This window comes from Pseudarthrobacter sp. MDT3-1, from assembly GCF_054510755.1.
Genome location: NZ_JBTNDX010000021.1, coordinates 12247 through 35731, shown reverse-complemented (window position 1 = coordinate 35731; position 23485 = coordinate 12247). Strand labels below are relative to the sequence as shown.

At 65.4% G+C, this 23485-nt stretch carries 20 protein-coding genes and 1 riboswitch; of the genes, 6 read left to right on the top strand and 14 right to left on the bottom strand.

Going from position 1 to position 23485, the window contains the following annotated elements:
• Positions 1–155: 155 nt before the first annotated feature.
• Positions 156–593 (bottom strand): hypothetical protein, encoded by a 438-nt coding sequence (locus ACX80X_RS15630; protein WP_200950819.1) that lies wholly within the window; start codon positions 591–593, stop codon positions 156–158.
• A gap of 113 nt (positions 594–706) precedes the next feature.
• Positions 707–1582: a VOC family protein gene (locus tag ACX80X_RS15625; protein WP_252601589.1), complete on the bottom strand. Its 876-nt coding sequence runs from the start codon at positions 1580–1582 to the stop codon at positions 707–709.
• A gap of 155 nt (positions 1583–1737) precedes the next feature.
• Positions 1738–1845, top strand: a riboswitch (TPP riboswitch).
• Positions 1846–1887: 42 nt separating this feature from the next.
• Between ACX80X_RS15625 and thiC the strand changes: the two genes are divergently transcribed.
• On the top strand, positions 1888–3657 hold the full coding sequence (thiC, locus tag ACX80X_RS15620) for a phosphomethylpyrimidine synthase ThiC (protein WP_459312589.1): 1770 nt from the start codon (positions 1888–1890) through the stop codon (positions 3655–3657).
• Between the two features lie 4 nt (positions 3658–3661).
• Here thiC and ACX80X_RS15615 read toward each other — a convergent pair whose 3' ends face one another.
• A complete protein-coding gene (locus tag ACX80X_RS15615) occupies positions 3662–4396 on the bottom strand; it encodes an alpha/beta fold hydrolase (RefSeq protein WP_252601592.1) in 735 nt (244 codons plus the stop codon).
• A 100-nt stretch (positions 4397–4496) separates the two neighbouring features.
• Positions 4497–6077 (bottom strand): signal recognition particle protein, encoded by a 1581-nt coding sequence (gene ffh, locus ACX80X_RS15610; protein WP_252601595.1) that lies wholly within the window; start codon positions 6075–6077, stop codon positions 4497–4499.
• A gap of 88 nt (positions 6078–6165) precedes the next feature.
• Here ffh and ACX80X_RS15605 point away from each other — a divergent pair, with 88 nt between their 5' ends.
• The gene (locus ACX80X_RS15605; RefSeq protein WP_252601598.1) at positions 6166–7569 is read left to right on the top strand and encodes a glucose-6-phosphate dehydrogenase; all 1404 of its coding nucleotides are present in this window, start codon (positions 6166–6168) and stop codon (positions 7567–7569) included.
• A gap of 112 nt (positions 7570–7681) precedes the next feature.
• Here ACX80X_RS15605 and ACX80X_RS15600 read toward each other — a convergent pair whose 3' ends face one another.
• Together ACX80X_RS15600 and ACX80X_RS15595 are read right to left on the bottom strand one after the other, a co-directional pair.
• Entirely contained in the window at positions 7682–8020 is a 339-nt protein-coding gene (locus ACX80X_RS15600; protein WP_252601601.1) for a P-II family nitrogen regulator, read from the bottom strand.
• A complete protein-coding gene (locus ACX80X_RS15595; RefSeq protein ID WP_252601604.1) occupies positions 8017–9354 on the bottom strand; it encodes an ammonium transporter in 1338 nt (445 codons plus the stop codon). The genes ACX80X_RS15600 and ACX80X_RS15595 overlap by 4 nt, the downstream gene beginning before the upstream one ends.
• Before the next feature lie 226 nt (positions 9355–9580).
• On the opposite strand from ACX80X_RS15595, the gene ACX80X_RS15590 reads away from it, so the two are divergent.
• Positions 9581–10843, top strand: a complete 1263-nt coding sequence (locus ACX80X_RS15590; protein ID WP_252601607.1) for an MFS transporter — start codon at positions 9581–9583, stop codon at positions 10841–10843.
• 65 nt (positions 10844–10908) lie between these two features.
• Positions 10909–12588 carry a hypothetical protein gene (locus tag ACX80X_RS15585; RefSeq protein WP_252601610.1) on the top strand — a complete coding sequence of 560 codons (1680 nt, stop codon included), beginning with the start codon at positions 10909–10911 and terminating at the stop codon, positions 12586–12588.
• Between the two features lie 104 nt (positions 12589–12692).
• Here the strand turns inward: ACX80X_RS15585 and ftsY are convergent, their stop codons facing one another.
• From ftsY to coaD, 7 genes are all read right to left on the bottom strand, one after another.
• Positions 12693–13901 carry a signal recognition particle-docking protein FtsY gene (gene ftsY / locus ACX80X_RS15580; protein ID WP_252566025.1) on the bottom strand — a complete coding sequence of 403 codons (1209 nt, stop codon included), beginning with the start codon at positions 13899–13901 and terminating at the stop codon, positions 12693–12695.
• Between the two features lie 56 nt (positions 13902–13957).
• Entirely contained in the window at positions 13958–17548 is a 3591-nt protein-coding gene (gene smc / locus ACX80X_RS15575) for a chromosome segregation protein SMC (protein ID WP_252601613.1), read from the bottom strand.
• 141 nt (positions 17549–17689) lie between these two features.
• Positions 17690–18637 (bottom strand): bifunctional DNA-formamidopyrimidine glycosylase/DNA-(apurinic or apyrimidinic site) lyase, encoded by a 948-nt coding sequence (gene mutM, locus ACX80X_RS15570; RefSeq protein ID WP_252601616.1) that lies wholly within the window; start codon positions 18635–18637, stop codon positions 17690–17692.
• Between the two features lie 8 nt (positions 18638–18645).
• Positions 18646–19386 (bottom strand): ribonuclease III, encoded by a 741-nt coding sequence (gene rnc / locus ACX80X_RS15565; protein ID WP_252601660.1) that lies wholly within the window; start codon positions 19384–19386, stop codon positions 18646–18648.
• 21 nt (positions 19387–19407) lie between these two features.
• Positions 19408–19611 (bottom strand): 50S ribosomal protein L32, encoded by a 204-nt coding sequence (gene rpmF, locus ACX80X_RS15560; protein WP_104061248.1) that lies wholly within the window; start codon positions 19609–19611, stop codon positions 19408–19410.
• A gap of 36 nt (positions 19612–19647) precedes the next feature.
• Positions 19648–20172, bottom strand: a complete 525-nt coding sequence (locus ACX80X_RS15555) for a YceD family protein (protein WP_252601619.1) — start codon at positions 20170–20172, stop codon at positions 19648–19650.
• Between the two features lie 124 nt (positions 20173–20296).
• Positions 20297–20797 carry a pantetheine-phosphate adenylyltransferase gene (coaD, locus tag ACX80X_RS15550; protein WP_058932102.1) on the bottom strand — a complete coding sequence of 167 codons (501 nt, stop codon included), beginning with the start codon at positions 20795–20797 and terminating at the stop codon, positions 20297–20299.
• 43 nt (positions 20798–20840) lie between these two features.
• Here coaD and ACX80X_RS15545 point away from each other — a divergent pair, with 43 nt between their 5' ends.
• A complete protein-coding gene (locus tag ACX80X_RS15545) occupies positions 20841–22070 on the top strand; it encodes an aminotransferase class I/II-fold pyridoxal phosphate-dependent enzyme (RefSeq protein WP_252601622.1) in 1230 nt (409 codons plus the stop codon).
• Positions 22070–22864, top strand: coding sequence for a spermidine synthase (locus ACX80X_RS15540; protein ID WP_252601625.1), 795 nt, complete (start codon positions 22070–22072; stop codon positions 22862–22864). Before ACX80X_RS15545 ends, ACX80X_RS15540 begins: the two co-directional genes overlap by 1 nt.
• Here ACX80X_RS15540 and rsmD read toward each other — a convergent pair.
• On the bottom strand, positions 22861–23484 hold the full coding sequence (gene rsmD, locus ACX80X_RS15535) for a 16S rRNA (guanine(966)-N(2))-methyltransferase RsmD (RefSeq protein WP_252601628.1): 624 nt from the start codon (positions 23482–23484) through the stop codon (positions 22861–22863). The two genes, ACX80X_RS15540 and rsmD, sit on opposite strands and share 4 nt — an antisense overlap.
• Position 23485: the final 1 nt, after the last annotated feature.

Sequence of the window (23485 nt, the reverse complement as noted above, 5' to 3'; positions counted from 1 at the left end):
CGGGCCATACTTGAGGGTTCGAAGGACAGGATCCGGACGCGGAGAGAGGGGCCACGCAGATCGAGTACCTGTTTATTGTGCCAGATCAGCGTCCGGATTTCGACTTGACACGTCGGGATGGGGCAGCCGCGCGGACCCGGCGGGCCACGGCCGGCCTACGACGACCAGACATACACCCCTGTGCGTGCGGCGTCATCGACGGAGTTGGCCAGCTCAGCGAACTGCTGGACATACGTCCGGGCCTCGGCCACGCCGAACGGCATGTCATCCTGGGCGGCCCACTTTTCAGCGACGTCGTCCAGGACATTGCCTTCGCCTTCAGTCTCGTAGCTGAGCAGGTCCGCGAGCGCACGCACCATGGCCGGCGGGACCCCGAGGAGGGAATCACTGGCCACGTCAACCATGGCCAGTTCGTAGTCCGCGCCACCGGCGTGCACCGCAACGCCGGCAAGATCGCCAAGCTGCTCGATTTCGAAATCGCTGATTCCGGGAATCCGCAGGGCCTGGCCCGCCGGGGAGCCGCCTGCATCCAGGACGTCCGCCCGCTTCAGCGCGGCATCGTGAGTGGAAACAAAAATTTCAGTGAAGCCCATGGGAACAGCCCTCATTCCGTCGACGGTGCGGCCTGGAAGGGCAGCAGCAAGTGCCGCCCCGGCCGTTCAGAATCAGCCTAGTACAAGGCAGTCCGCACATTTGGCATCCGCACTCAGCGGACGGCGACACGGATATTGTTGCGCCACGGGTCCTCGAAGCGAAGCTCGGCGCCCGTGTGGTGCGAGGCTACACCGGCGACCTTCAGGCGGTCGGCGAGCGCTCCGACGTCATCCCCGGAAGGGACCTCGATGAGCACTTCGCCGAGGCCCAGGGTGTCCTTGCGGGGACCGGCTCCGCGGCTGTTCCAGACGTTCATGGCCATGTGGTGGTGATACCGGCCCGCGGAGACAAACAGCGCCTGCCCGTGCCAGCCGGCGGTCTTTTCGAAGCCCAGCGTGCCCACGTAGAAATCGTGCGCTGACTGGACGTCGCCCACCTGGAGGTGGACGTGGCCCACGCCGGCTTCGCTGGCCCGCTGGCCGGCCACGGATTCCTGGGTCAGGTGCTGCTCGAGGTAGCGCTGCGGCGGCAGTGCCAGGCTGTCCATCACTACAGCCTTCCCGTTCCAGGACCAGTTTTCGCGGGGCCTGTCCCAGTACAGTTCGATGCCGTTGCCTTCGGGGTCATTGAAGTAGAAGGCCTCGCTGACGAGGTGGTCGGCGCTGCCGGTGAAGGACCGGGGTTCGTACTGGGCGGCGGTGGCTACCGTGGCGGCCAGCGAAGCCTGGTCGTCAAACAGCAGTGCGGTGTGGAACAGCCCGGCCTCTCCCCTGCCAGGCAGATTCAAGGACGGGGCGGCCGCGAGATGGACCAGCGGGCGTTGAAGGCGGCCAAGATAGACGCCGCCGTCCTGTTCTGCGACGACCTCCAGGCCGAGCGCACGCTGGTAGTAGTCGGTCATCAGCTTCATGTCGCCCACCTTGAGCATCACGGTGCCCATGGAGAGGTCGGCAGGAAGGAGATCCCGGCTGGTGGCTTCCGCAGTCATTTGAACACTCCCGGTCCGTTGGCCTTCGGATGGAAGGCGGCTATGGTTCTAATTTACTTGAAGCTTCAATTTAATTCAAGTGGCGAAGCAGACTGATTGCGACCGCTTTCCCGTGATTGCTGTCACCAGTCCACCCTCGGCCTGTGGTAGCTTCGACTTGACCACACGGGAGCCCTTGCACGGGCTGAGATCGGGCTGACGCAGCCTGCGACCGTTGAACCTGTCCGGGTAATGCCGGCGAAGGAAGTGAGTATTCATTGAATACACAAGAAACACAGCTGATCGCCGTCCAAAATGAAACCGACGTGGATCAAACGCTCCAGCCTGAAACCCAGTCACTGAAGTCCCACTCGCTGGCGTTTATCACTGATGACGCCACCGGGATCCGGGTTCCCGTGACGGAGATCGCGCTGGAACCGTCGCCGAAAGGCGAGGCGAACGGGCCTTTCCGGACCTACCGCACGGCCGGTCCGGGCAGCGATCCTGTGGTGGGCCTCAACCCGTTCCGCTCGGAGTGGATCGCCGCCCGCGGCGATACCGAGCCCTACAGCGGACGGGAACGGAACCTGCTCGACGACGGCAAGTCGGCGGTGCGCCGCGGCGCAGCCTCCGCAGAGTGGAAGGGTGCACAGCCGGTGCCCCGCCGCGCCATCGACGGCCGGACCGTCACCCAGATGCACTACGCGCGGCAGGGTGTCATCACCCCCGAGATGCAGTTCGTTGCCCTCCGCGAGAACTGCGACGTGGAACTGGTCCGCAGCGAAGTGGCGGCCGGACGGGCCATCATCCCCAACAACATCAACCACCCGGAATCCGAACCGATGATCATCGGCAAGGCCTTCCTGGTGAAGATTAACGCGAACATCGGCAACTCCGCGGTGACCAGCTCCATCGCCGAGGAGGTGGACAAACTCCAGTGGGCCACCCAGTGGGGCGCCGACACCGTGATGGACCTGTCCACCGGCGATGACATCCACACCACCCGCGAATGGCTCATCCGCAACGCCCCCGTCCCCATCGGCACGGTGCCCATCTACCAGGCGCTGGAGAAGGTCAACGGCGAGGCCAATGCTCTGACCTGGGAAATTTTCCGGGACACGGTCATTGAGCAGTGCGAGCAGGGCGTGGACTACATGACCATCCACGCCGGTGTGCTGCTGCGTTACGTGCCGCTGACGGCCAACCGCGTCACCGGCATCGTCTCCCGGGGCGGTGCGATCATGGCGGGCTGGTGCCTGGCCCACCACCAGGAGAACTTCCTCTACACCCACTTCGACGAGCTGTGCGAAATCTTCGCCAAGTACGACGTCGCGTTCTCCCTGGGCGACGGACTGCGCCCGGGGGCGACGGCGGACGCCAACGACGCCGCCCAATTCGCCGAGCTGGACACCCTGGCTGAACTGACCCAGCGGGCGTGGGAATTCGACGTGCAGGTCATGGTGGAAGGTCCCGGGCACGTCCCGTTCCACCTGGTGCGGGAGAACGTGGAACGCCAGCAGGAACTCTGCAAGGGCGCCCCGTTCTACACGCTGGGGCCGCTGGTCACGGATATTGCCCCCGGCTACGACCACATCACGTCCGCCATCGGCGCCACCGAAATCGCCCGGTACGGCACGGCCATGCTTTGTTACGTCACGCCCAAGGAACACCTTGGCCTGCCGAACAAGGACGATGTGAAGACCGGAGTGATCACCTACAAGATCGCCGCCCACGCAGCAGACCTTGCCAAGGGCCACCCCGGCGCCCATGAGCGGGATGATGCCCTGTCCAAGGCCCGGTTCGAGTTCCGCTGGCGCGACCAGTTCGCGCTGTCCCTGGATCCGGTCACGGCGGAGGCCTTCCATGACGAGACGCTGCCGGCCGAACCGGCCAAAACCGCCCACTTCTGCTCCATGTGCGGCCCGAAGTTCTGCTCCATGAAGATCAGCCAGGACATCAGGGACGAATACGGTTCCGCCGATTCGCAGGCGGCCATCGCCGAGGCCTACAGCGGGATGCGCGAAAAGAGTGCGGAGTTCCTGGCCGCCGGCGGGAAGGTCTACCTCCCCGAGCTTCGGATCCCGGCCGGGAACTGACGGCTCAGGAAGCCTGAACCGAGCGTGACCTGCCGACGTCGGCGATGAAGGACCGGACGGCACGGTCACCTTCGGCAGAGTCCTGGGGCCGGTGTCCTCCCGCAGCGATGCGGTGCAGGGCACCGGTTTCCTGCAGATATCCGGCGATTTCCTCGTAGAGCGGTTCCCACCCACCCGTCAGGACCATGGTGGGGACGCCCGGAACTATGTGCAGCGGGGCCTCCCAGGACGGCGCCTGCAACCGGAGCCGGCGCGCCGACCGTTTTTCCTCCGGCGTGGCGGGCTCCTGCAGGTCCGCCGCGAACATTCGCCGCACGAACTCACGCTGGAAGTCTTCATCGCTGAGCTGGCGCCGGACGTCGAACAGCGGTTGCATCAGGGCGCGGTGTGCGGCCGTGGCAGGCAGTTCGGCGGTCAGGGACAGGCACGCCGGTTCTACCAGCGTGAGGGAATACACCAGTTCGGGGCGTTCGACGGCAGCCATCATGGCCGCAATCGCGCCCTCGGCGTGGGCAACAACATGGCCCCCAGTAGCCCCGCGGCCGTCATCGGCAAGTGAGCGCAGGATGATGGCGGTGTCTTCAGCGAACGAGGACTCTACGGGTTCAGCGACGGGGTCAAAACCGTGCCGCCGAAGGAACAGGGCGTCGTACGTCAGCGCCATGCCGTGCTGGCGCAGCCACGCCGCGGCACCGAAAGGTCCGGCGCCGTGCACGAATACTACCCGCTGTTTGAACATGACCCAACCCTATTCCACGGCACCGACATCCCAATTGGGCAGCTGCCAGTGTCGTTATGAGTGCCCACAACGACGCCTGCTACCCAGCCGGGAGGGGTGGCTACTTGCCGAGGAACTTGTCGAATCCCTTGGGCAGGTTCAGCTGCGACGGGTCGAAGTCGCCGGCCTGCTGGCCGAACGCCGCCCCCGTGGGGAGCGCCTTCGCCGCCCCGGCCCGCCGGGCCTCGGCGTCCTTCAGCTCCTGGGCAGCCTTGGCAGGGTTGCCTGAGCGGGCCTTCTTCTTCGGGGCGTTCTTGCCGCCCTTCCGCGCGCCGCCGGGGCCGCCCATGCCAGGCATCCCGGGCATTCCGGGCATGCCGCCGCCCTGGGCCATCTTCTTCATCATCTTCTGGGCCTGGCCGAAGCGCTCCAGCAGGCCGTTGACCTCGGAGACATGCACGCCGGAACCCCGGGCAATGCGTGCCCGGCGGGAGCCGTTGATGATCTTCGGGGCGACGCGTTCGTGCGGCGTCATGGAACGCACGATCGCTTCGACACGGTCGATCTCGCGCTCGTCAAAGTTCTCCAGCTGCTCACGGATGTTCTGCGCACCGGGCATCATCATGAGCATCTTTTTCATGGAGCCCATGTTGCGGATCTGCTGCATCTGGGAGAGGAAGTCGTCCAGGGTGAAGTCTTCCTGGTCGGCGAATTTCTTCGCCATCCGGGCGGCTTCGTCCTTGTCCCAGTTCTTTTCGGCCTGCTCGATCAGGGTGAGGACGTCACCCATGTCCAGGATGCGGGAGGCCATGCGGTCCGGGTGGAACAGCTCAAAGTCATCCACGCCTTCGCCGGTGGAGGCGAACATAACCGGCTTACCGGTGACCGACGCAACCGAGAGTGCGGCACCGCCGCGGGCGTCGCCGTCGAGCTTTGACAGCACGATTCCGGTGAAGTTCACACCCTCGTCAAACGCCACAGCCGTGTTCACGGCGTCCTGCCCGATCATGGCGTCGATCACGAACAGCACTTCATTGGGGACGATGGCGCGGCGGATCTCGCTCGCCTGCTCCATCATCTCGGCGTCAACACCGAGGCGCCCGGCGGTGTCGACAATCACGACGTCGTGCAGCTTCTGGCGCGCTTCCTCGACGCCGCCGCGGGCGACGGCGACCGGGTCACCGGCGGGGTGCTCCAGTTCCGAGGTGGCTCCGGGGTGCGGCGCGAAAACGGGCACGCCGGCGCGGTTGCCGACAACCTGGAGCTGTGTGACGGCATTGGGCCGCTGGAGATCACATGCCACCAGGAGGGGGCTGTGGCCTTGGGCCTTGAGCCATTTGGCGAGCTTGCCCGCGAGGGTGGTCTTACCGGCACCCTGGAGGCCGGCCAGCATGATGATGGTGGGGCCGGTCTTGGCCAGGCGGATCCGGCGGGTCTCGCCACCGAGGATCTCAACGAGTTCCTCATTGACGATCTTGACGATCTGCTGGCTGGGGTTCAGCGCCCCCGATACCTCTGCCCCGAGGGCACGCTCGCGGACGCGGGCCGTAAACTCACGCACCACGGGAACGGCGACGTCGGCATCGAGGAGGGCGCGGCGGATCTCCCGGACTGTGGCATCGACGTCGGCCTCAGTGAGGCGGCCCTTGCCACGGAGATTCTTGAAGGTTGCTGTCAACCGGTCAGAGAGTGAATTGAACACGCGCCGCGCACTTCTTTCAGTGGATTTACAGGGGGGACTCGACTATCTAGGGTACCAAGTCGGGCTTGCCGGATGGCATGCTGGCAGGGTGACGAGCCAAACAAGTGTAAAAACCCTGCTCATTCTGGGTGCCTCAGGCGATCTGACGGGACGCCTCCTGCTCCCGGGACTGGCCCGGCTGGTGGCGAGCGGCCGCGCCGATGGCCTGACCCTGGTGGGCGCCGGCTCCGATGCCTGGACGCCGGAACAGTGGCGGACCCGGGTCCACGAAGCCTTCGCCCCCGCCGCGGAGGCCGCCGACGCGGCTGGAAAAAAGGCACTCACCGCCTTGGCGAAGGCCACTCCCTACCACCAGCTTGATGTTACGGCTGACGGGGCCCTGGCGGCATTGTTGGCCGGGCTCGAAGGCCCCACCGCGATCTATTTTGCACTGCCTCCCCATGTCAGCCAGCTGGCCTGCGAGTCCCTGCACCGTGACCAGGTGCCGGCCGGAACACGGCTGGTAATGGAGAAGCCCTTCGGCGCAAGTGTTGCTTCGGCCCGTTCCCTTAACCACACGCTCGCCGCCCTGGTGCCGGAGGACCACATCCACCGGGTGGACCATTTCCTGGGCAAGGCGACGGTGCTGAACATCCTGGGCCTGCGTTTTGCGAACAATTTTTTGGAACCCGTCTGGAACCGCGATCACGTGGAAAAGGTCGAGATCATCTTCGACGAGGACCTGGCATTGGAGGGAAGGGCGAGGTATTACGACAATGCCGGCGCCCTGCGCGACATGATCCAGAGCCACCTGCTGCAGATCATGGCACTGATGGCCATTGAGCCGCCGGCCACCATCGGGGAGCGGGACCTCCGGGACGCCATCGCCGCCGTGCTGCGCGCCAGCAGCATCAGCGCGCCGTACGCCAAATCCACGCGCCGGGCCACGTACACGGCAGGTTCGATTGCCGGCAGGAACGTCCCGGACTATACGCAGGAAGAAGGGGTGGACGCAGCCCGCGGGACCGAGACTCTGGCGGAAGTCCGGGTGGACATCGACAACTGGCGCTGGAAGGGGGTCCCGTTCATCCTGCGTTCGGGCAAGGCCCTCGGGGTGAAGCGCAAGGAAGCCGTGGTCACGTTCCGCCCTGTCCCGCATCTGCCGGGAGGATTCACCGGCGTTGACTCCCCCAACCAGCTGCGGATCGGGTTCGGGCCGGATACCCTGGCGTTCGACGTCGACGTCAACGGCCCCGGCAGCATCTTCAGCCTGAGCCGCACAACGCTGAATGCGGAGCTGAGCGCTTCTGAGCTGCTGCCCTATGGCGAAGTGCTGGAGGGCGTCCTGAGCGGCGACCCGCTGCTCTCGGTGCGCGGCGACACCGCGGAGGAATGCTGGCGGATTCTTGAGCCCGTGCTGAAGGCCTGGCATCGGGGCACGGTGCCGCTGGAAAAGTACGACGCCGGTTCGGCCGGTCCCGCCGGATGGCCCGGTTCCGCGGCGGCTGGCTAAGTGCTGCTTGGGTAAGCGCCGGCTGGGTATGCCAGAACAAAAAGAGCGGGCAGGGAACCTTTCGAGGTTCCCTGCCCGCTCGTCCGCGTGGATCAATAGATTTCTGGAACAGCTAGATGGCGGCGACGCCGCGTTCGCCAGTCCGGACCCTTACCGCTTCGAAGACCTCCACGGTCCAGACCTTGCCATCGCCCGCGCGGCCGGTGTTGGAGCTGGCGATGATGACGTCCAGGATGTCATCGGCCTGTTCGTCCGTGGCGAGGACTTCAACCCGGATCTTGGGCAGGAGGTCCACGTTGTATTCAGCTCCGCGGTAGACCTCCGTGTAGCCGCGCTGGCGGCCGTAGCCGCTGGCCGCGCTGACCGTCAGCCCCTGGACGCCGTAGGACTCCAGGCCCTCCCGGATGGCTTCGAGCTTCTCCGGGCGGACAATAGCTGTGATCAGTTTCATGCTTCTACGCTTTCCTTGCCCGCTGCCGGTTCGGTCTTCTTTGCGCCGTCAGCGGCCGAGCCCTTGCCCTTGATCAGTTCGTGGAGCGGCTGGAAGCTCCCGCCGTGGCCGCCCACTCCGAACTCGTACGCCGTCTCGGCGTGAAGGCTGAGGTCAACACCAACGACTTCCTGCTCCTGCGAGACGCGGAAGCCCATGGTCTTGTGGATGGCGAAGGCGATGATTGCGGTGAGGATGGCCGAGTAAGCGATGGCGATGCCCGCTGCTGCGAGCTGGGCCCAAAGCTGGGTCGCGCCGCCGCCGTAGAAGAGGCCACCGCCCACACCGTCGGTGGGGAGGGCAATGAAGCCCAGGGCAACCGTTCCGATGATGCCGGAGACCAAGTGAACGCCCACAACATCCAGGGAGTCATCGAAGCCCCAGCGGAACTTGAGGCCGACAGCCAGGGCCGAGGCGACACCGGCGATGACACCGAGACCGAGCGCGCCCACCGGGCTGACGTTGGCACAGGCCGGGGTGATGGCGACCAGGCCGGCAACCACACCGGAGGCAGCACCAAGGGAAGTGGGGTGGCCGTCGCGGATACGTTCGGTGACGAGCCAGCCGAGCATTGCCGCGGCCGGGGCTGCGAGGGTGTTGACCCAGATCAGGCCGCCCTGCTCAGCAGTGGTGGCCGCGCCGCCGTTGAAGCCGAACCAGCCGAACCACAGGATGGCTGCACCGAGCATCACGAACGGGATGTTGTGCGGGCGGTGGTTGGGGTCCTTGCCGAAGCCGCGGCGGTTGCCGATGATCAGGACCAGGACGAGGGCTGCCACACCGGCGTTGATGTGGACCACGGTGCCGCCGGCGAAGTCGATGGCCGGGCCGAGTGCCTGGCCAACTGCGCCTTCAGGGCCGAAGAGGCCTCCGCCCCAGACCATGTAGGCAAGCGGGCAGTAGACAAGGGTGACCCAGACAGGGACGAAGAGGGCCCAGGCGCCAAACTTGGCGCGGTCAGCGATCGCGCCACTGATGAGTGCGACGGTGATGATGGCGAAGGTGGCGGCATAGCCGACCTTGATGAGCCCGTCCGGCGTGGTGATGCCTTCAAGGCCGAACGTGGCGAACGGGTTCCCGACGATTTGCAGGAAGCCCTCGCCGGAGCTCATCGAAGCGCCCCAGAGGACCCAGACCACGCCGACCATGCCGATGGAGATGAAGCTCATCATCATCATGTTCAGTGCAGCTTTGGCGCGCGTCATGCCGCCGTAGAAAAATGCCAGACCTGGTGTCATGAACAGCACGAGTGCTGCTGCCACCATGAGCCATACGTGACCTGCGGTAAGTTCCATGGTGCACGTCCTCCCTATGATCGATGCTGCGGAATGCTCCGCCTTACTAACGCCTTTTGCGTCCTGTATCGAGTCTGTCGCTGCCGTGTTTCGCCCGCAGAGGATTTACATTGCTGGCTTGTTACAACAACCTCCCGGAAGTAAATGGTGCATATCTGGCTTGTTACGGTTATGTTTCACCACTGCCGCCGACCCTCGGCTGCCTACCTTGCAAGGAACCCGCCCCATGACGGCACCATCACGCGTGAGCCGCGCCACAGCGCGGATCTTGTCCGTTATCCGCCCGCAGAGGCCCACGCTTCCGCGCGACATCAAGGTGATGCTCGCTGCGGCGTTCCTGATTGCCCTCGGCTTTGGGCTGGTGGCACCGGTCTTGCCGCAGTTCGCCACCACTTTCGACGTCGGGGCAACAGCGGCCGCCGTGATCGTGAGCATCTTCGCCTTTATGCGGCTGGTGTTCGCACCGGCCGGCGGGGTCCTGGTCGGACGATGGGGTGAGCGGCCGGTCTATGTGGCTGGACTGCTGATTGTTGCTGTTTCAACCGCGGCGTGCGCCTTTGCCCAGGACTATTGGCAGCTCCTGGTCTTCCGGGGGCTTGGCGGTGTGGGCTCCGTGATGTTCACGGTGGCTTCCATGGCCCTTGTGGTGCGGCTGGCGCCGCCGGAAAGCCGGGGCAGGGTATCCGGCGCTTACGCGTCCGCGTTCCTGATCGGCAGCGTCCTGGGCCCGGTGGTGGGCGGGCTGCTCGCCGGATTCGGCTTGCGGGTACCGTTCCTTTGCTACGCCGCCGCGCTGATCCTTGCTGCCACGGTGGTGCAGACCCAACTCAGCCACGCGCCGTCCGCGGACCGGTCCACAGTGGGCCGCGCCCCGGACATGCGCTTCGCCGCGGCCTGGGGAATTGGTGTGTACCGCTCGGCGTTGCTGTCCAGCTTCGCCAACGGCTGGGCCACCTTTGGTGTGCGGATGGCCACCGTCCCGCTGTTTGCCGTTACTGCGCTGGGTGCCGGTCCCGAGGCCGCCGGCCTTGCGCTGGCCGTTTTCGCCGCGGGCAATGCCGCCGCACTGACGTTCTCCGGCCGGCTGGCGGACAGCCTGGGCAGGCGGCCGTTGATGGTCGTGGGGCTCCTCGTCGCCGGGCTCGCCACGGCGGCCATCGGCTTCACGTCCCACCTGGGCTGGTTCCTCGCCGCATCGGTTGTGGCTGGGGTGGGGTCCGGCCTGCTGGGACCTGCCCAGCAGGCCGCCGTCGCGGATGTCATTGGCAATGAGCGGTCCGGCGGGCGGGTCCTGGCGGCCTACCAGATGACCTCGGACGTCGGGGCCATTGCCGGACCGGTGCTGGTGGGCGTCCTGGCGGACCGGCTCGGCTACGGCTGGGCATTCGGCGTCACCGGCGGTGTGCTGGTGCTCGCGGCGGCCTGCTGGATCCCCATCCGCGAGACTTCCGCGCGACGCGGACGGGACCCGCAAGACCTGTCCCGGTAGCCGACAGTTCACATGCATTGGTTAGGCTTGACCCTAAGCCACCCAAACGTTGGAGAAACCTGCGCATGCCCAGTTCCGATCCCTTGCCCCCTGACCTTCCTGCCACGAAGAGACGCGGCCGTGACAAGCGCGGCTTCCAGAAGTGGTGGCCATTTGCGCTGATCGCGATAGTAGTTGTTGCCGCCCTGGTGCTAGCTACGCAACTGTTCCGCCCGGATGCTTCGGCCCAGGTGGTTGAAGAGCCAATCCCTTCTGCGGCTCCAACAAGCACAACGGCCCTCCCACCGGCCCCCGCTGTGAACTACTACGACCAGGTCGGACCGCCGGCCGGCTCGCCGCTGACGCGTGTTGAGCCGCTGAGTCTGAAGGTCTCCGGGGATCTGGAAGGAAGCCCTCTGCCCAAGGGAGTGACGGGGATCTCACTTGAAGCTACGGATCTCGGCGATGAGGACCTTAGTGCCAGCAATGCCTCGATGGTCAAGCTGCTCAACGATCTAGACGAGCCGGTGTTGCGCTTTGGCGGAAACGCCGTGGACAGAAGATTCTTCTGGACGTCCACCAATGAGCCACTTCCGGCCAGCTACACAGGCAGTGCGGCGCAGCCTGCCCGCGCGGTGGGACCGGCAGACCTGACGCGTCTCAACACGTTGCTGGAAGCTACGGGTACGAGGGTGAGCCTCACTGTAGATCTTGGCCACTATGATCCGGCGCGAGCGGCGGACATGATGAAGCACGCCACCGCCATCCTGGGAGAGCGGCTGCTGAGCGTCACCGTAGGCAACGAACCCAACGGATTTGTTGATAACGGTGTGCGCAAAGACGGCTACAGCCTTGAAAAGTACCTGACGGAACTCCAGGCGTACGCCAAGGCCATCTACGCTGTGGCGCCGAACCTGCCTATCGCAGGGCCGGGCGCCTATGACCAGAAGTGGTGGCAGCCCTTTATCGACGCCGACATTCCGCAAAAGAAGATCCTCACTTTCCACCACTATCCGCTGTACAGCTGCGATGGAGGGGACCCTAAAGGCTCCCCCACAATGTCCAACCTCATGAGCCAACTGATGCACGACCGCGCCGCTGACTATCACCAGGCAGCGCTGAAGGCAGGCACTGCAGCAGCGCTGGAAACCTGGCTGCCCGAGACGGGCATCGCTGCCTGCCCGGGCTCGAACGAGACATCAAAGACGCATGCTTCGGCCCTCTGGACGGTTGATTACGCCCTCAACGCGGCCCAGCTGGGGATCACCCAGGTGGGCTTCCACAGTTCCATGCTGACTTGCAAGGGTGGGCCTCCCATGTCAGCAATCTGCAGCGCGGGAAGCTACCCGCAGGGCAACGGAGAGATGTCCGGCCGCGCCAACTTCTTCGGGATTTCCATGCTGGCGGGTCTGGGTGAGGGCAAGTTCCTCAAGTTAGCGAGCAATGGCGGCGGCCTGGCGTTCAGCTACGCACTGCAGAACCCCAACGGCAGCACCACTGTGGTGATCGTCAATGAGAACAACCCGGAAACGGCAGCCCAGATAGATGCAAGCATCACGCTTCCGGGGAGGCCCCTGACCGGGACCATGAGCCAGCTCACCGGACCGAGCTATGCAGCTCAGGATGCGACGCTTATTGACGGAGCCCGCACCGAGCCGCGGCCCATCGCTGATCGCCTGACTGTGCCTGGCTTCAAGTATGGGGAAAGCACGCAGAAGATCAAGCTCACCGCCGGGACCGTGACTGTGCTGAACTTTACGTACTGACCCACCGTACTGACGAAATGAGGGGTGAGATCCCGCCGCTGAGGCCTCGGCTTAGCGGCGGGAACTCACCCCTCGTTGGTGTCGACCCGGTGTAGACCCGGTCCCTAGTTCAGCAGGGCGTCGACAAAGCTCTCAACTTCGAACGGAGCCAGGTCATCGGCGCCTTCGCCAAGACCGATCAGCTTGACCGGCACGCCGAGTGATTTCTGGATGGCCACCACGATGCCACCCTTGGCGGTCCCGTCGAGCTTGGTCAGGACGATGCCGGTGATGTTCACTACCTCGGAGAAAACGCGGGCCTGGTTCAGGCCGTTCTGGCCCGTGGTGGCGTCCAGCACCAGCAGAACCTCATCCACCTCGGCCAGCTTCTCGATGACGCGCTTGACCTTGCCGAGTTCGTCCATGAGGCCGGTCTTGTTCTGCAGGCGGCCCGCCGTGTCAATCATGACAACGTCGACTTCCTGCTCAATGCCCGCCTTGACCGCCTCATAGGCGACGGACGCCGGGTCCGCGCCGTCGACGTCGGACTTCACCGTGGGAACACCCACACGCTGGCCCCACGTGGCCAACTGCTCCGCGGCTGCCGCGCGGAACGTGTCCGCCGCGCCCAGCAGGACGTCCTTGTCCTCGGCAACGAGCACGCGGGCGAGCTTGCCCACGGTGGTGGTCTTGCCCACGCCATTGACGCCTACCACCAGCACGACGGCCGGCTTGTCCGCGTGCCGGTCGGTGCGCAGGGCGCGGTCCATGGTGGGATCCACGAGCTTGATCAGTTCCTCGCGGAGCAGTGCCTTGACCTGCTCAGGGGTCCTGGTGCCGAGCACTTTCACGCGCTCCCGCAGGGCGTCGACCAGCTGCATGGTGGGTTCAGTGCCGAGGTCGGCCAGCAGGAGGGTCTCCTCCACTTCGTCCCAGACGTGTTCGTCGATCTTGTCGCTGGACAGCAACGCGAGCAGGCTCTTGCCGAGGATGTTGTTCGACCGGACCAGTCGCTCCCGGAGGCGGGTCAGGCGGCCGGCGACGGGAAGGGGCGTCTCAACCTGGATGGTTTCCAGGCCCGCCACGTCATCAGGTACATCGGTGACTTCGAGGTCTTCGAGGTCGACGCCGGCGGGGGCGTTGGGCTCGGCGGGAACCACGGGCGCGTCCTCGAGCAGTGTTCCCCCGCCTTGCGGGGTGGCAGGATCATTGGCGTCGCGCGTCCCGGGGTACTGGGTGATGTTCTTCCGCGTCTTCAACAGGACCGGGATCAGCCCGCCAATAACCGCCAGGGCAGCAACAATGGACAGAATAATGGGGAGGATGTCATTCACTCCCCTAGCTTCTCACAAACGCGGCAGGCGTTCGGGGCGGCCACCTGCCGCGGATGCTAGACGTCGGCGCCCAGCCGCTGGCTGATGACGGTGGACACGCCGTCCCCGCGCATGGTGACGCCGTACAGCGCATCAGCCACTTCCATGGTCCGTTTCTGGTGGGTGATCACGATCAGCTGGCTCGACTCCCGGAGCTCTTCGAAGATGGTGATGAGCCGGCCGAGGTTGGTGTCATCAAGGGCCGCTTCAACCTCGTCCATGACATAGAACGGCGAGGGGCGGGCTTTGAAGATAGCAACCAAAAGGGCGACGGCGGTGAGGGACCGTTCGCCTCCTGACAACAGTGAGAGGCGCTTGATTTTCTTGCCGGCAGGTCGCGCTTCGACCTCGATTCCGGTGGTGAGCATGTCCGAAGGGTCCGTCAGCACCAGCCGGCCTTCGCCGCCGGGAAAGAGGCGTTCAAAGACGTGGACGAACTGGTCCCGGGTGTCCTCAAAGGCCTCGGTAAAGACCCGCTGGACCCGGTCATCCACTTCCTTGATGATGTCCAGCAGGTCCTTACGGCTGGATTTCAGGTCCTCCAACTGGGTGCTGAGGAACTGGTGGCGTTCCTCCAGGGCCGCAAACTCCTCCAGCGCCAGCGGGTTGACCTTGCCCAGGGCTGACAGGTCCCTCTCGGCTTTCCGGAGGCGCTTCTCCTGCTCCTCCCGGACAAAGGGCTTGCCTTCGGGGACCGGTGTGCCGTCGTCGTCCACGGGTGTCCGCAGTGCCGCCCATTTGTCCCCGCTTTCCTCCGCGGGCACGGGCACGGGAACGTCCGGGCCGAAGTCCGCCACCAGCACGTCGGGGGTGATCCCGAGTTCCTCGATGGAACGTGTTTCCAGGGCTTCAATCCGTGCCCGCTGCTGGGCGCGGGCCAGTTCGTCCCGGTGAACCGAGTCGGTCAGTTCCCCCAGCTCACGCGCCAGGGTGTCATTGGTTGTCCGGGTCGCCAGCAGCGCACGGTCCCGCTCTTCCCGGTTCTCTTCGGCGAGGTCACGTTCATGCCTGGCCAGCTCAACAGAAACATCGATGAACCGGATTGCCAGCTCCACCGCAGCGGAGACGGCGGCCGCACGTCTGGCCTGGATCCGACGGCGGCGCGCCCGTTCGGCAGCCTCTTCACGCGCCCGTCGTTCGGTGGCCGCCGCCCGCTCCAGCGAGAGAACCCGGTTGCGGGTGGCGGTCAACTGCTCTTCGGTGCTGCGCAGCGAGAGCCTCGCGTCCATCTCCGCAGACCTGGCCAGGGATGCGGCCAATGCGAGCGCATCGCGCTGTTCGGTGGAGGGTTCCTCTTCGGCCGGCGCCTCCTGCGCCGCAGCCAGCCGCGCCGCAACGGCGGCGAGCGCCTGTTCCGCGGTGACAACATTGCCCTCGGCCCTGGCCAGCGAAGCGGCCAGCCTGTCGCTTTCGCCGACGGCGCTGCGCAGAATGGAGTTCAGGTGGCCGAGCCTTTCGGCCACGGCCGCGAGCCGGGCGTCAGAATCGTGCAGGCGGTCCAGGGCAGCTTCTGCCCTCGACAGCGCCTCGGCGCGCCGGACCTCGGCGCCTGCCAGGGCGAACCTGTTCCGTTCCAGATCCGCGGTGACAACGGCCAGCCGGGCCTCAGCGTCGTCCACGGCGGCCTGCACCTCAAGCAAGGACGGCGCCTTCGCCGAGCCTCCAGTCACTGTGAGGGCGGTAAACACGTCCCCGGCCCGGGTCACGGCTGTCAGGTCCGGGCGTTCGGCAACCAGCAGCCCCGCACCATCCAGGTCTTCAACAACTGCCACCCCGGTCAGGAGCGCGGCCACGGCGGGTGCGGTCACGCCCCCGCCGGATGCCAGGTCCACAGCCCAGCGTGCGCCTGCCGGCAAGGGTACGCCCGTGCCGGAGTCTGCGTCCCGCAGGGGCACAGCAGACGCCAGCAGCAGGGAGGCACGCCCCGCATCGTCGTCCTTCAGAAGTTGCACCACGACGGCGGCCACGGCTGGATCCCGGACCACTATCGCTTCGGAGGCGTCGCCCAGCGCCGCGGCAATCGCCGTCTCATAACCCGGCTGAATGGTGAGGCCCGAGGCAAGCGTGCCCACAACGCCATCCAGCCCGGAGTTGAGGGCGTGCGCCGCGCCGTCTTTTCGGTTCAGGCCGAGCTGCAGTGCGTCCCGTCGGGCCACGAGGGCGTCACGTTGGCGCACAGCTTCTCCCCCTGCGGAGGTCAGATCGGCAATGTCCTGGACGACGGCGTCGAGCTCTGCGCTGGCGTCCTCGTAGTCGGCGTCGAGGCTTTCCTCCCCCTCTTCGACCCCCGCCACCTGGGTTTCCAGGGCGGTGAACTCCGACTGGGCCCGGCGGCGGCGTTCCTGTCCGGCGGCGAGTGATTCCCGCAGCCTGCCCAGCTCGGCCTGCGCTGATTCAACCCGCGATCTTGCCGCACCAACTTGTCCGGCAAGTTTCGCCAAGCCCTCGCGCCGGTCCGCTGCGGCCCGCAGGACGGCAGTGAGCCTTTTTTCCTCGGCAGACGCCTCGAGTTCGGCCCCGGTCTTCGCAGCCGTCGCTGAGTCCAGCGCACTGCGCCGGTCCAGGATGTGGCGCTCCAGCTCCGTCAGCTCATCCCTGACCCGGACGGCCTGCCGTTCCAGCTGCTCAGGATCCCTGCCCGAGTACGGTTCAGCATCAACGGCACCCAGCAGCCGGCCGCGTTCCTGGGCCAGTGAGCCCAGCGAACGGAGCCGTTCCCTGGAAGCGGAGAGCCGGTACCAGGTATCCCGCGCGGCGTTGAGCTTTGGCGTGGCCTCGGCGGCGAGCTGTTCCACAGCTGCCTGCTGGCGGCGCCCCTCCTCCAGCTGCTGCTCCACTACGGCACGGCGGGCCTTCAGCGCCGTTTCGTCAGCCACGTCCTGCTCGAGTGAACTCTGCTGCTGGACGAGGTCGTCGGCCAACAGCCGTGCGCGTGCGTCCCGGACATCGAACTGGACCCGCTGGGCGCGGCGCGCCACATCAGCCTGCTTGCCGAGTGGTGTGAGCTGGCGCCTGATCTCCCCCGTCAGGTCGCTCAGCCGTTGCAGGTTCGCCTGCATGGCCTCAAGCTTGCGGACCGTTTTTTCCTTGCGGCGGCGGTGCTTGAGGATCCCGGCCGCTTCCTCGATGAAGCCGCGGCGGTCCTCCGGAGTGGCGTGCAGGACCTTGTCCAGCTGCCCCTGGCCCACGATGACATGCATTTCCCGGCCCATACCGGAATCCGAGAGCAGTTCCTGGATGTCGAGCAGACGGCAGCTGGCGCCGTTAATGGCGTATTCAGAGCCCCCGGTGCGAAAGAGGGTCCGCGAGATGGTGACCTCGCTGTATTCGATGGGCAGCGCCCCGTCAGCGTTGTCGATCGTCAGGGACACATGGGCCCGGCCCAGCGGCGGCCGCCCGGAAGTCCCGGCAAAAATGACGTCCTCCATTTTGCCGCCGCGGAGCGTTTTGGCTCCCTGCTCCCCCATCACCCAGGAGAGGGCGTCCACCACGTTGGACTTGCCGGAACCGTTCGGCCCCACCACTGCCGTGACTCCGGGCTCAAAATCGAAGGTCGTGGCCGACGCAAACGACTTGAACCCACGGACGGTAAGGCTTTTGAGGTGCAAGGTGTTTCTGGTCTCCTGAATGGCTGAAGCGGCTGCTTTGCTGCCCCAAATCTACTGCGTCCCTGCGGGTTTCCACGGATTGCCGGGTGTCTGTCCCTGCACCGGGCAGCGCCCGATCATGGCCGGCAGGGCGACGGCGGCCTACCAGCGGCCGTTGCGCGGGCTCGGCTGACAGACCGGGCAGGTGTAGGACGAGCGGTTCATGAACAGCTCGCGGCGGAGTACGGAGTTAATCCCGACGGCGGCACAACGGCTGCAGGGTTTCCCTTCCCGCCCGTAGGCATTCAGGGAGCGGTCGAAGTAACCAGAGGCCCCGTTGACGTTGACGTACAACGAATCAAAGCTGGTACCGCCGGCGGCAAGTGCGTCCAGCATGACTTCGCGCGCGCTGGTGATGAGCCGTTCCGCGTCGCCGCGTCGCAGCGTATCGGTGGGCCTGGCGTAATGCAGTTTTGCCCGCCACAGGGACTCGTCGGCATAGATGTTGCCGATGCCTGATACGAGACCCTGGTCCAACAGGGCGCGTTTGAGGCCCGTCTTGCGCTTTCGCAGCCGGCTGTAAAAAAGGTCAAAGGAAAACGCCGGATCCAGGGGATCCCGGGCGATGTGGGAGGCTTCCTCGGCGATGAACGCAACGGGAGATTCCGCCTGGCCGCCCGGGCCGCCGTCGTCCGTGGGAACCATGCCGGTGACGAACAGCCCGCCGAAAATCCGCTGATCCACAAACCGGAGCTGTTCAGGCATACCGGCCCCGGGACTCAGGCGCAGCCTGACCTTGAGGTGTTTCTCGTCGGGCACGTCCGCGTCCTGCATCAGGAGTTGGCCGCTCATCCCGAGGTGGGCCATCAGTGCGACGGTGGGCGTGTCGGTGGCGCCGGGTGTCTCACACAGCGGCATCCAAAGGAATTTACCGCGGCGCACCACGTCCACAACCGTGGCACCCTGGAGGTTGCCCCTGAAATCCTCGGTGCCCAGGGCATGGCGGCGGAGGGAACGTGGGTCCAGCACGTCCACGGATGTGATGGTCCGGCCGCGGACCCAACTCACCAGTCCGCGGCGGACCACTTCAACTTCAGGCAGCTCAGGCACGGCTCAGCCTAGACGCTGCGGGAGGACTCCGGTGATGCGCCCTCCGCTGCAGGGGCAGCGGCGGCTCCCGCGATTGGGGAGAGCTGACGCCAGGCGTCCGCGGCAGCTTCCTGCTCCGCTTCTTTCTTCGAGTGGCCTGATCCGTTGCCGTATGGCTTGCCCCCGATATTCAGGACAGCCGTGAAAGTACGGGCGTGGTCCGGCCCCGCCCCCTCAACGGCGTAGAAGATGGTGCCGAGCTGCCGGCTGGCCGCCAGTTCCTGGATGCTGGTCTTCCAGTCGGTGCCGGCGCCGAGAGCGGCAGCATCCTTCAGCAGCGGGCCAATCAGGCGCATGACCAGCTGACGGGCAGTCTCGATGTCGTTGGACACGTAGGTGGCACCAATGAGTGCTTCCATGGTGTCCGCTAGGATCGAAGCCTTGTTCTTGCCCTCGGTGAGCTTTTCGCCCTGTCCCAGGTAGATGTAGTCGCCGATGCCGAGGCTTCGGCCGATGCCGGCGAGGGCGCGGGTGCTGACCACCGCAGAGCGGCGTTTGGCAAGGTCACCTTCGGGCAGGGTGGGGTTGTCCCGGTATAGGGCATCGGTCACGGAGAAGCCCAGGATGGAGTCGCCCAGGAATTCGAGCCGCTCGTTGGTGGGGATGCCGCCGTTTTCGTAGGCGTAGGAACGGTGTGTCAGAGCAAGACGAAGCGTCCCGGCGTCAATGGAGACACCGAGACGCTTCAGAAGCTCTTCAGTTGAAGACATCATGTCAGCCCAAGCGGCCGATTAGACGTCTGCGACCTTGCGGCCCTTGTACTCAAGGAACAACGCAGTGCCAGCCGAGTCGGTGACGACTTTTGCCTGGTGCGGCAGGCTGTAAGAAACCTGGCCGTTCTCTACGGTCTTCACCAGGTGGGGGGCAGTTGCCTTCCACTGGGAGCGGCGGGCGCGGGTATTCGAGCGAGACATTTTCCGCTTCGGGACAGCCACGGCTAACTCATTTCTCTCTAGACAAACACGTACAAATCAATTTTGCCGGTCAGGCTTAGCCATATCAGCTAGGGCAGCCCAGCGAGGATCCAAGACCTCGTGGTGGTGCCCCGGCTCGTCTTCCAGGCGAATTCCGCATTCGGAACAAAGGCCCTGGCAGTCTTCCCGGCACACCGGCTGGAACGGCAGCATGGTTACAACTGCGTCCCGCAACACCGGTTCAAGATCGATAACATCGCGCTCGACTCGATATTGCTCTTCTTCGTCTTCCTCGTCCGACAGCACAACGCCCTCGTAGAAGAAAAGTTCTTGCAGATTGACCTCAAGGTCATACGCAAGGGGATCCAGGCATCTGCCGCATTCGCCTTTTACTTCGGCGACCGCGGTTCCTGATACCAGAATTCCTTCGTGTACGGCCTCAAGCCTCAGATCCAGCTCGATGTCCGAGCCTTCCTGAACGCCAATGAGTGCCACACCAAGATCACTTGGTGCGGGTACATGTTCCTTCAGTGTCCGCATGCTGCCCGGGCTGCGCCCGAGATCCTTGACGTCGAACGCCAAGGGCGAACTAGCATCTCGTTTAATGAGAACTCCTGTTGAACATATGACCGACGTACCATCTTAGCCTGAAGAACCGCAGGGACTCAAACCAGGCGACGGACGGCCGTCGAAGTACCGGACTAGCCTACCCTCTTGGCGGCTGATCGGGCGCAGACCCGCCCGCGAGCAACCTTTTATGTACCGACCGGGGCACATAGTCGGACACGCTGCCACCCAGACCGGCCACCTCTTTGATCAGGGTGGATGACAGATGCAGGTAGTGCGCCTCGGCCGGCAGGAACACCGTTTCCACGCCGCTGAGCTGGCGGTTCATGGTGGCCATCGGAAGTTCGTAGTCGAAGTCTGAGGATGAGCGGAGACCTTTGACGATCGCGGAGACACCGCGCTGGCGGCAGTACTCGGCCAGGAGACCGTCGCCCACCGGTTCCACCACAATGCCTTTGAGGGATGCCAGGGTTTCGCGCGCCATATCCAGACGGTCCCCCAGGCTGAACATGTACTTCTTCGCATAGTTGGTCGAAACCGCCACGATCACCTCATCGAAGAGGCCGGCGGCACGGGCGATGACCTCGAGATGGCCGTTGTGAATGGGGTCAAAGGATCCGGGGCAGACAGCGCGTCTCATGCACCGAACCTACCGCATGGGACGGCCGGGATACCATGACTGGATGCATCCACCGCGGGACCTTTCCATGCCCACCGTGCCTGCCCCGTGGCAGCGCACCGCCTCAGGCGCCAATCTGCTGGGACCTGCCGGCCAACTGGGCGTCACCATCTTCGAAGAGATGACCACGCTGGCGGCGCAGACCGGCGCCATCAACCTCGGGCAGGGCTTTCCTGACGAGGACGGACCGCGGGAAATCAAGGCGGCAGCGATGGCCGCAATCGAAGCCGGGGCCAACCAGTACGCGCCCGGCAAGGGTATCCTGGAACTGCGTGAGGCCGTGGCTGCCCACCAGGAGCGGTTCTACGGGCTGGCCCCGGACCCGCACACAGAGGTCATCATCACTACCGGCGCCACAGAGGGGATCGCCGCAACGTTGCTGGCGTTCGTCGGCCCTGGCGATGACGTGCTGACGTTCGAACCGTTTTATGACTCGTACGGCGCCGTCATCGGCTTGTCAGGCGCCACTCACGTCACCGCCCCGCTGCTGGCTCCCGACTTTTACCCGGACATGACGGCCATGGAGGCGGCCTTCACCGACCGCACCCGGGTGGTGCTGTTGAACAACCCGCACAATCCCACCGGCGCCGTCCTCCCCCGCCATGTTCTGCAGCGCGTCGTTGAGCTTGCCGCAAAGCATGACTGCCTCATCATCACCGACGAGGTGTACGAGCACCTCACCTTCGGCGCCAGGCACATTCCTGTCGCCACCCTGCCGGGTGCAGCGGAGCGGACCATCACCATCTCGTCTGCCGGAAAGACCTTCTCCTTCACTGGCTGGAAGATCGGTTGGCTGACCGGCCCGGAACATCTGGTGGCGGCCGTCCGCACGGTCAAGCAGTTCCTGACTTACAGCTCCGGCACACCGTTCCAGGCGGCCATCGCGACCGGCCTGGCACTGCCGGATGAGTTTTACCAGGGCATCTCGGCCACCCTCCGGAAGAAGCGGGACATCCTCAGCGAAGGCCTTCGCGCCGCAGGATTCGACGTCTACACGCCGCAGGGCACCTATTTCGTCAACGTGGACACCGCGCCCCTTGGCATCAGCGACTCCGTGGACCTGGCCCGCAGGCTGCCCGGACTGGTGGGAGTGGCCGCGATCCCCGTCCCCGTCTTCTGCCACCCGGAGGGCGCGGAACGGACGCGGAGCCTGCTCAGATTCGCGTTCTGCAAGAAAGTGGAGCTCCTCGAGGAGGCCGCCGCCAGGCTGGCGACCCTCAGCGGAAAGCTCTGATGGCGGAGCCCGGCGGCACACGTTCCACGCGGTTCCTGCGGACCACGGGACAGCACGCCTCCATCGAGCCCGATGCTTTCACCGACGGCGGCTACGTCCTGAGCATCGGCGGGGCCGAGCAGTCCCATGTTAACCTGGCGCATCCTGAGGAGATCTTCTACGAGTACCTGCGACGGATCGGCCACATTGTGGACCTCGCCGCTCCCGAAGGCCAGCCAATCACCGCGCTCCATCTTGGGGCCGGAGCCCTGACCCTTGCGCGCTACATCCAGGCGACGAGGCCCGGATCCGTCCAGTATGCGGTGGAGCTGGAACGCGAGCTCCTCGACTTTGTCCTGCAGCAACTCCCCCTGCCTGACGGTACCGACCTGCACACCGTCATCGGCGATGCCCGCGACGCCCTGGCGGACCTGGACGCGGAACTTCAGTTCGACGTCGTGATCCTGGACATCTTTTCGGGTCCGGAAGCCCCGGCCCACATCGCCTGCGAGGAGTTCTACCAGGAGGCCCGTGCACGCCTTGCACCGGAAGGCTTGCTGATCGTCAACGTGGGCGATGAACCCGGCCTGACCCTGGTACGAAGCCAGGCCGCCGCCATGCGCCGCGCCATGACCGACGTGGCGGCCTTCGCCGAAACCGGGATGTTCGCGGGCCGCTACCCCGGCAACATCATCCTCGCCGGAACGCAGGCGCCCTGGCCCGAAGCCTGGACAGCCGAACTGACGGCACGCGGCCCCCACCCCGCGAAGGTTCTGGCCGGCGTGGACCTGGACGGGCTCGCCGGCCCAGCCTAAGCCTGCTTCGGCGACTGCTCCTCAATAACAACGTCCGGCGCGATGGCGTCAGGCACGAAAGGCTCTGCGAACCAGAGCCGGGTTTCGCCGTACTTCTTCTCGGCAAACCGTTCCAGCCCGGCCGGCCAGAACGGCTCCGGCGAGCGCGAGGACCGCTCTACCACCACCACGGCCGCCGGAGCCAGATGATCTGCGAGTTTGCCCAGCACCGCCGACAGGGCAGGGTCATCCAGCGGATACGGCGGGTCCAGGAACACCAGGTCCCAGCTGGCCGTCTCCGCCGCGCGCTCCAGGAAGGACTCCACCTTGGACCGGTGGACCGTCACACCTTTGCGGCCCAGCACGCCGTTGATCAGGTCCGCATTGCGCTGGCACACGGAACTGGCCTTGGCATCGAATTCCACGAGGTCAACGGCCTCAGCGCCCCTGCTTCCGCTCTCCAACCCTAACGATCCGGACCCTGCGTACAGGTCCAGGACCCGGGCACCGGCAATGATTCCGAAGGCGTCAAGCCGGGAGAACAGTGCTTCCTTAACGCGGTCAGTAGTGGGCCTGGTCAGGGAGCCGGGGACGCTGACCAGGGGGGTCCCGCCTGCGGCGCCCGCGATGATGCGGCTCATG

What these genes read in the sequence shown, in the direction of transcription:
- ACX80X_RS15585 (WP_252601610.1), top strand. Translation starts at nt 10,909, where the DNA reads ATGCCCAGTTCCGATCCCTTGCCCCCTGACCTTCCTGCCACGAAGAGA.
- ACX80X_RS15590 (WP_252601607.1), top strand. Translation starts at nt 9,581, where the DNA reads ATGACGGCACCATCACGCGTGAGCCGCGCCACAGCGCGGATCTTGTCC.
- ACX80X_RS15600 (WP_252601601.1), bottom strand. Translation starts at nt 8,020, where the DNA reads ATGAAACTGATCACAGCTATTGTCCGCCCGGAGAAGCTCGAAGCCATC.
- ACX80X_RS15540 (WP_252601625.1), top strand. Translation starts at nt 22,070, where the DNA reads ATGGCGGAGCCCGGCGGCACACGTTCCACGCGGTTCCTGCGGACCACG.
- ACX80X_RS15545 (WP_252601622.1), top strand. Translation starts at nt 20,841, where the DNA reads ATGCATCCACCGCGGGACCTTTCCATGCCCACCGTGCCTGCCCCGTGG.
- ACX80X_RS15625 (WP_252601589.1), bottom strand. Translation starts at nt 1,582, where the DNA reads ATGACTGCGGAAGCCACCAGCCGGGATCTCCTTCCTGCCGACCTCTCC.
- ACX80X_RS15630 (WP_200950819.1), bottom strand. Translation starts at nt 593, where the DNA reads ATGGGCTTCACTGAAATTTTTGTTTCCACTCACGATGCCGCGCTGAAG.
- rnc (WP_252601660.1), bottom strand. Translation starts at nt 19,386, where the DNA reads ATGTCTTCAACTGAAGAGCTTCTGAAGCGTCTCGGTGTCTCCATTGAC.
- ACX80X_RS15595 (WP_252601604.1), bottom strand. Translation starts at nt 9,354, where the DNA reads ATGGAACTTACCGCAGGTCACGTATGGCTCATGGTGGCAGCAGCACTC.
- coaD (WP_058932102.1), bottom strand. Translation starts at nt 20,797, where the DNA reads ATGAGACGCGCTGTCTGCCCCGGATCCTTTGACCCCATTCACAACGGC.
- rsmD (WP_252601628.1), bottom strand. Translation starts at nt 23,484, where the DNA reads ATGAGCCGCATCATCGCGGGCGCCGCAGGCGGGACCCCCCTGGTCAGC.
- ACX80X_RS15615 (WP_252601592.1), bottom strand. Translation starts at nt 4,396, where the DNA reads ATGTTCAAACAGCGGGTAGTATTCGTGCACGGCGCCGGACCTTTCGGT.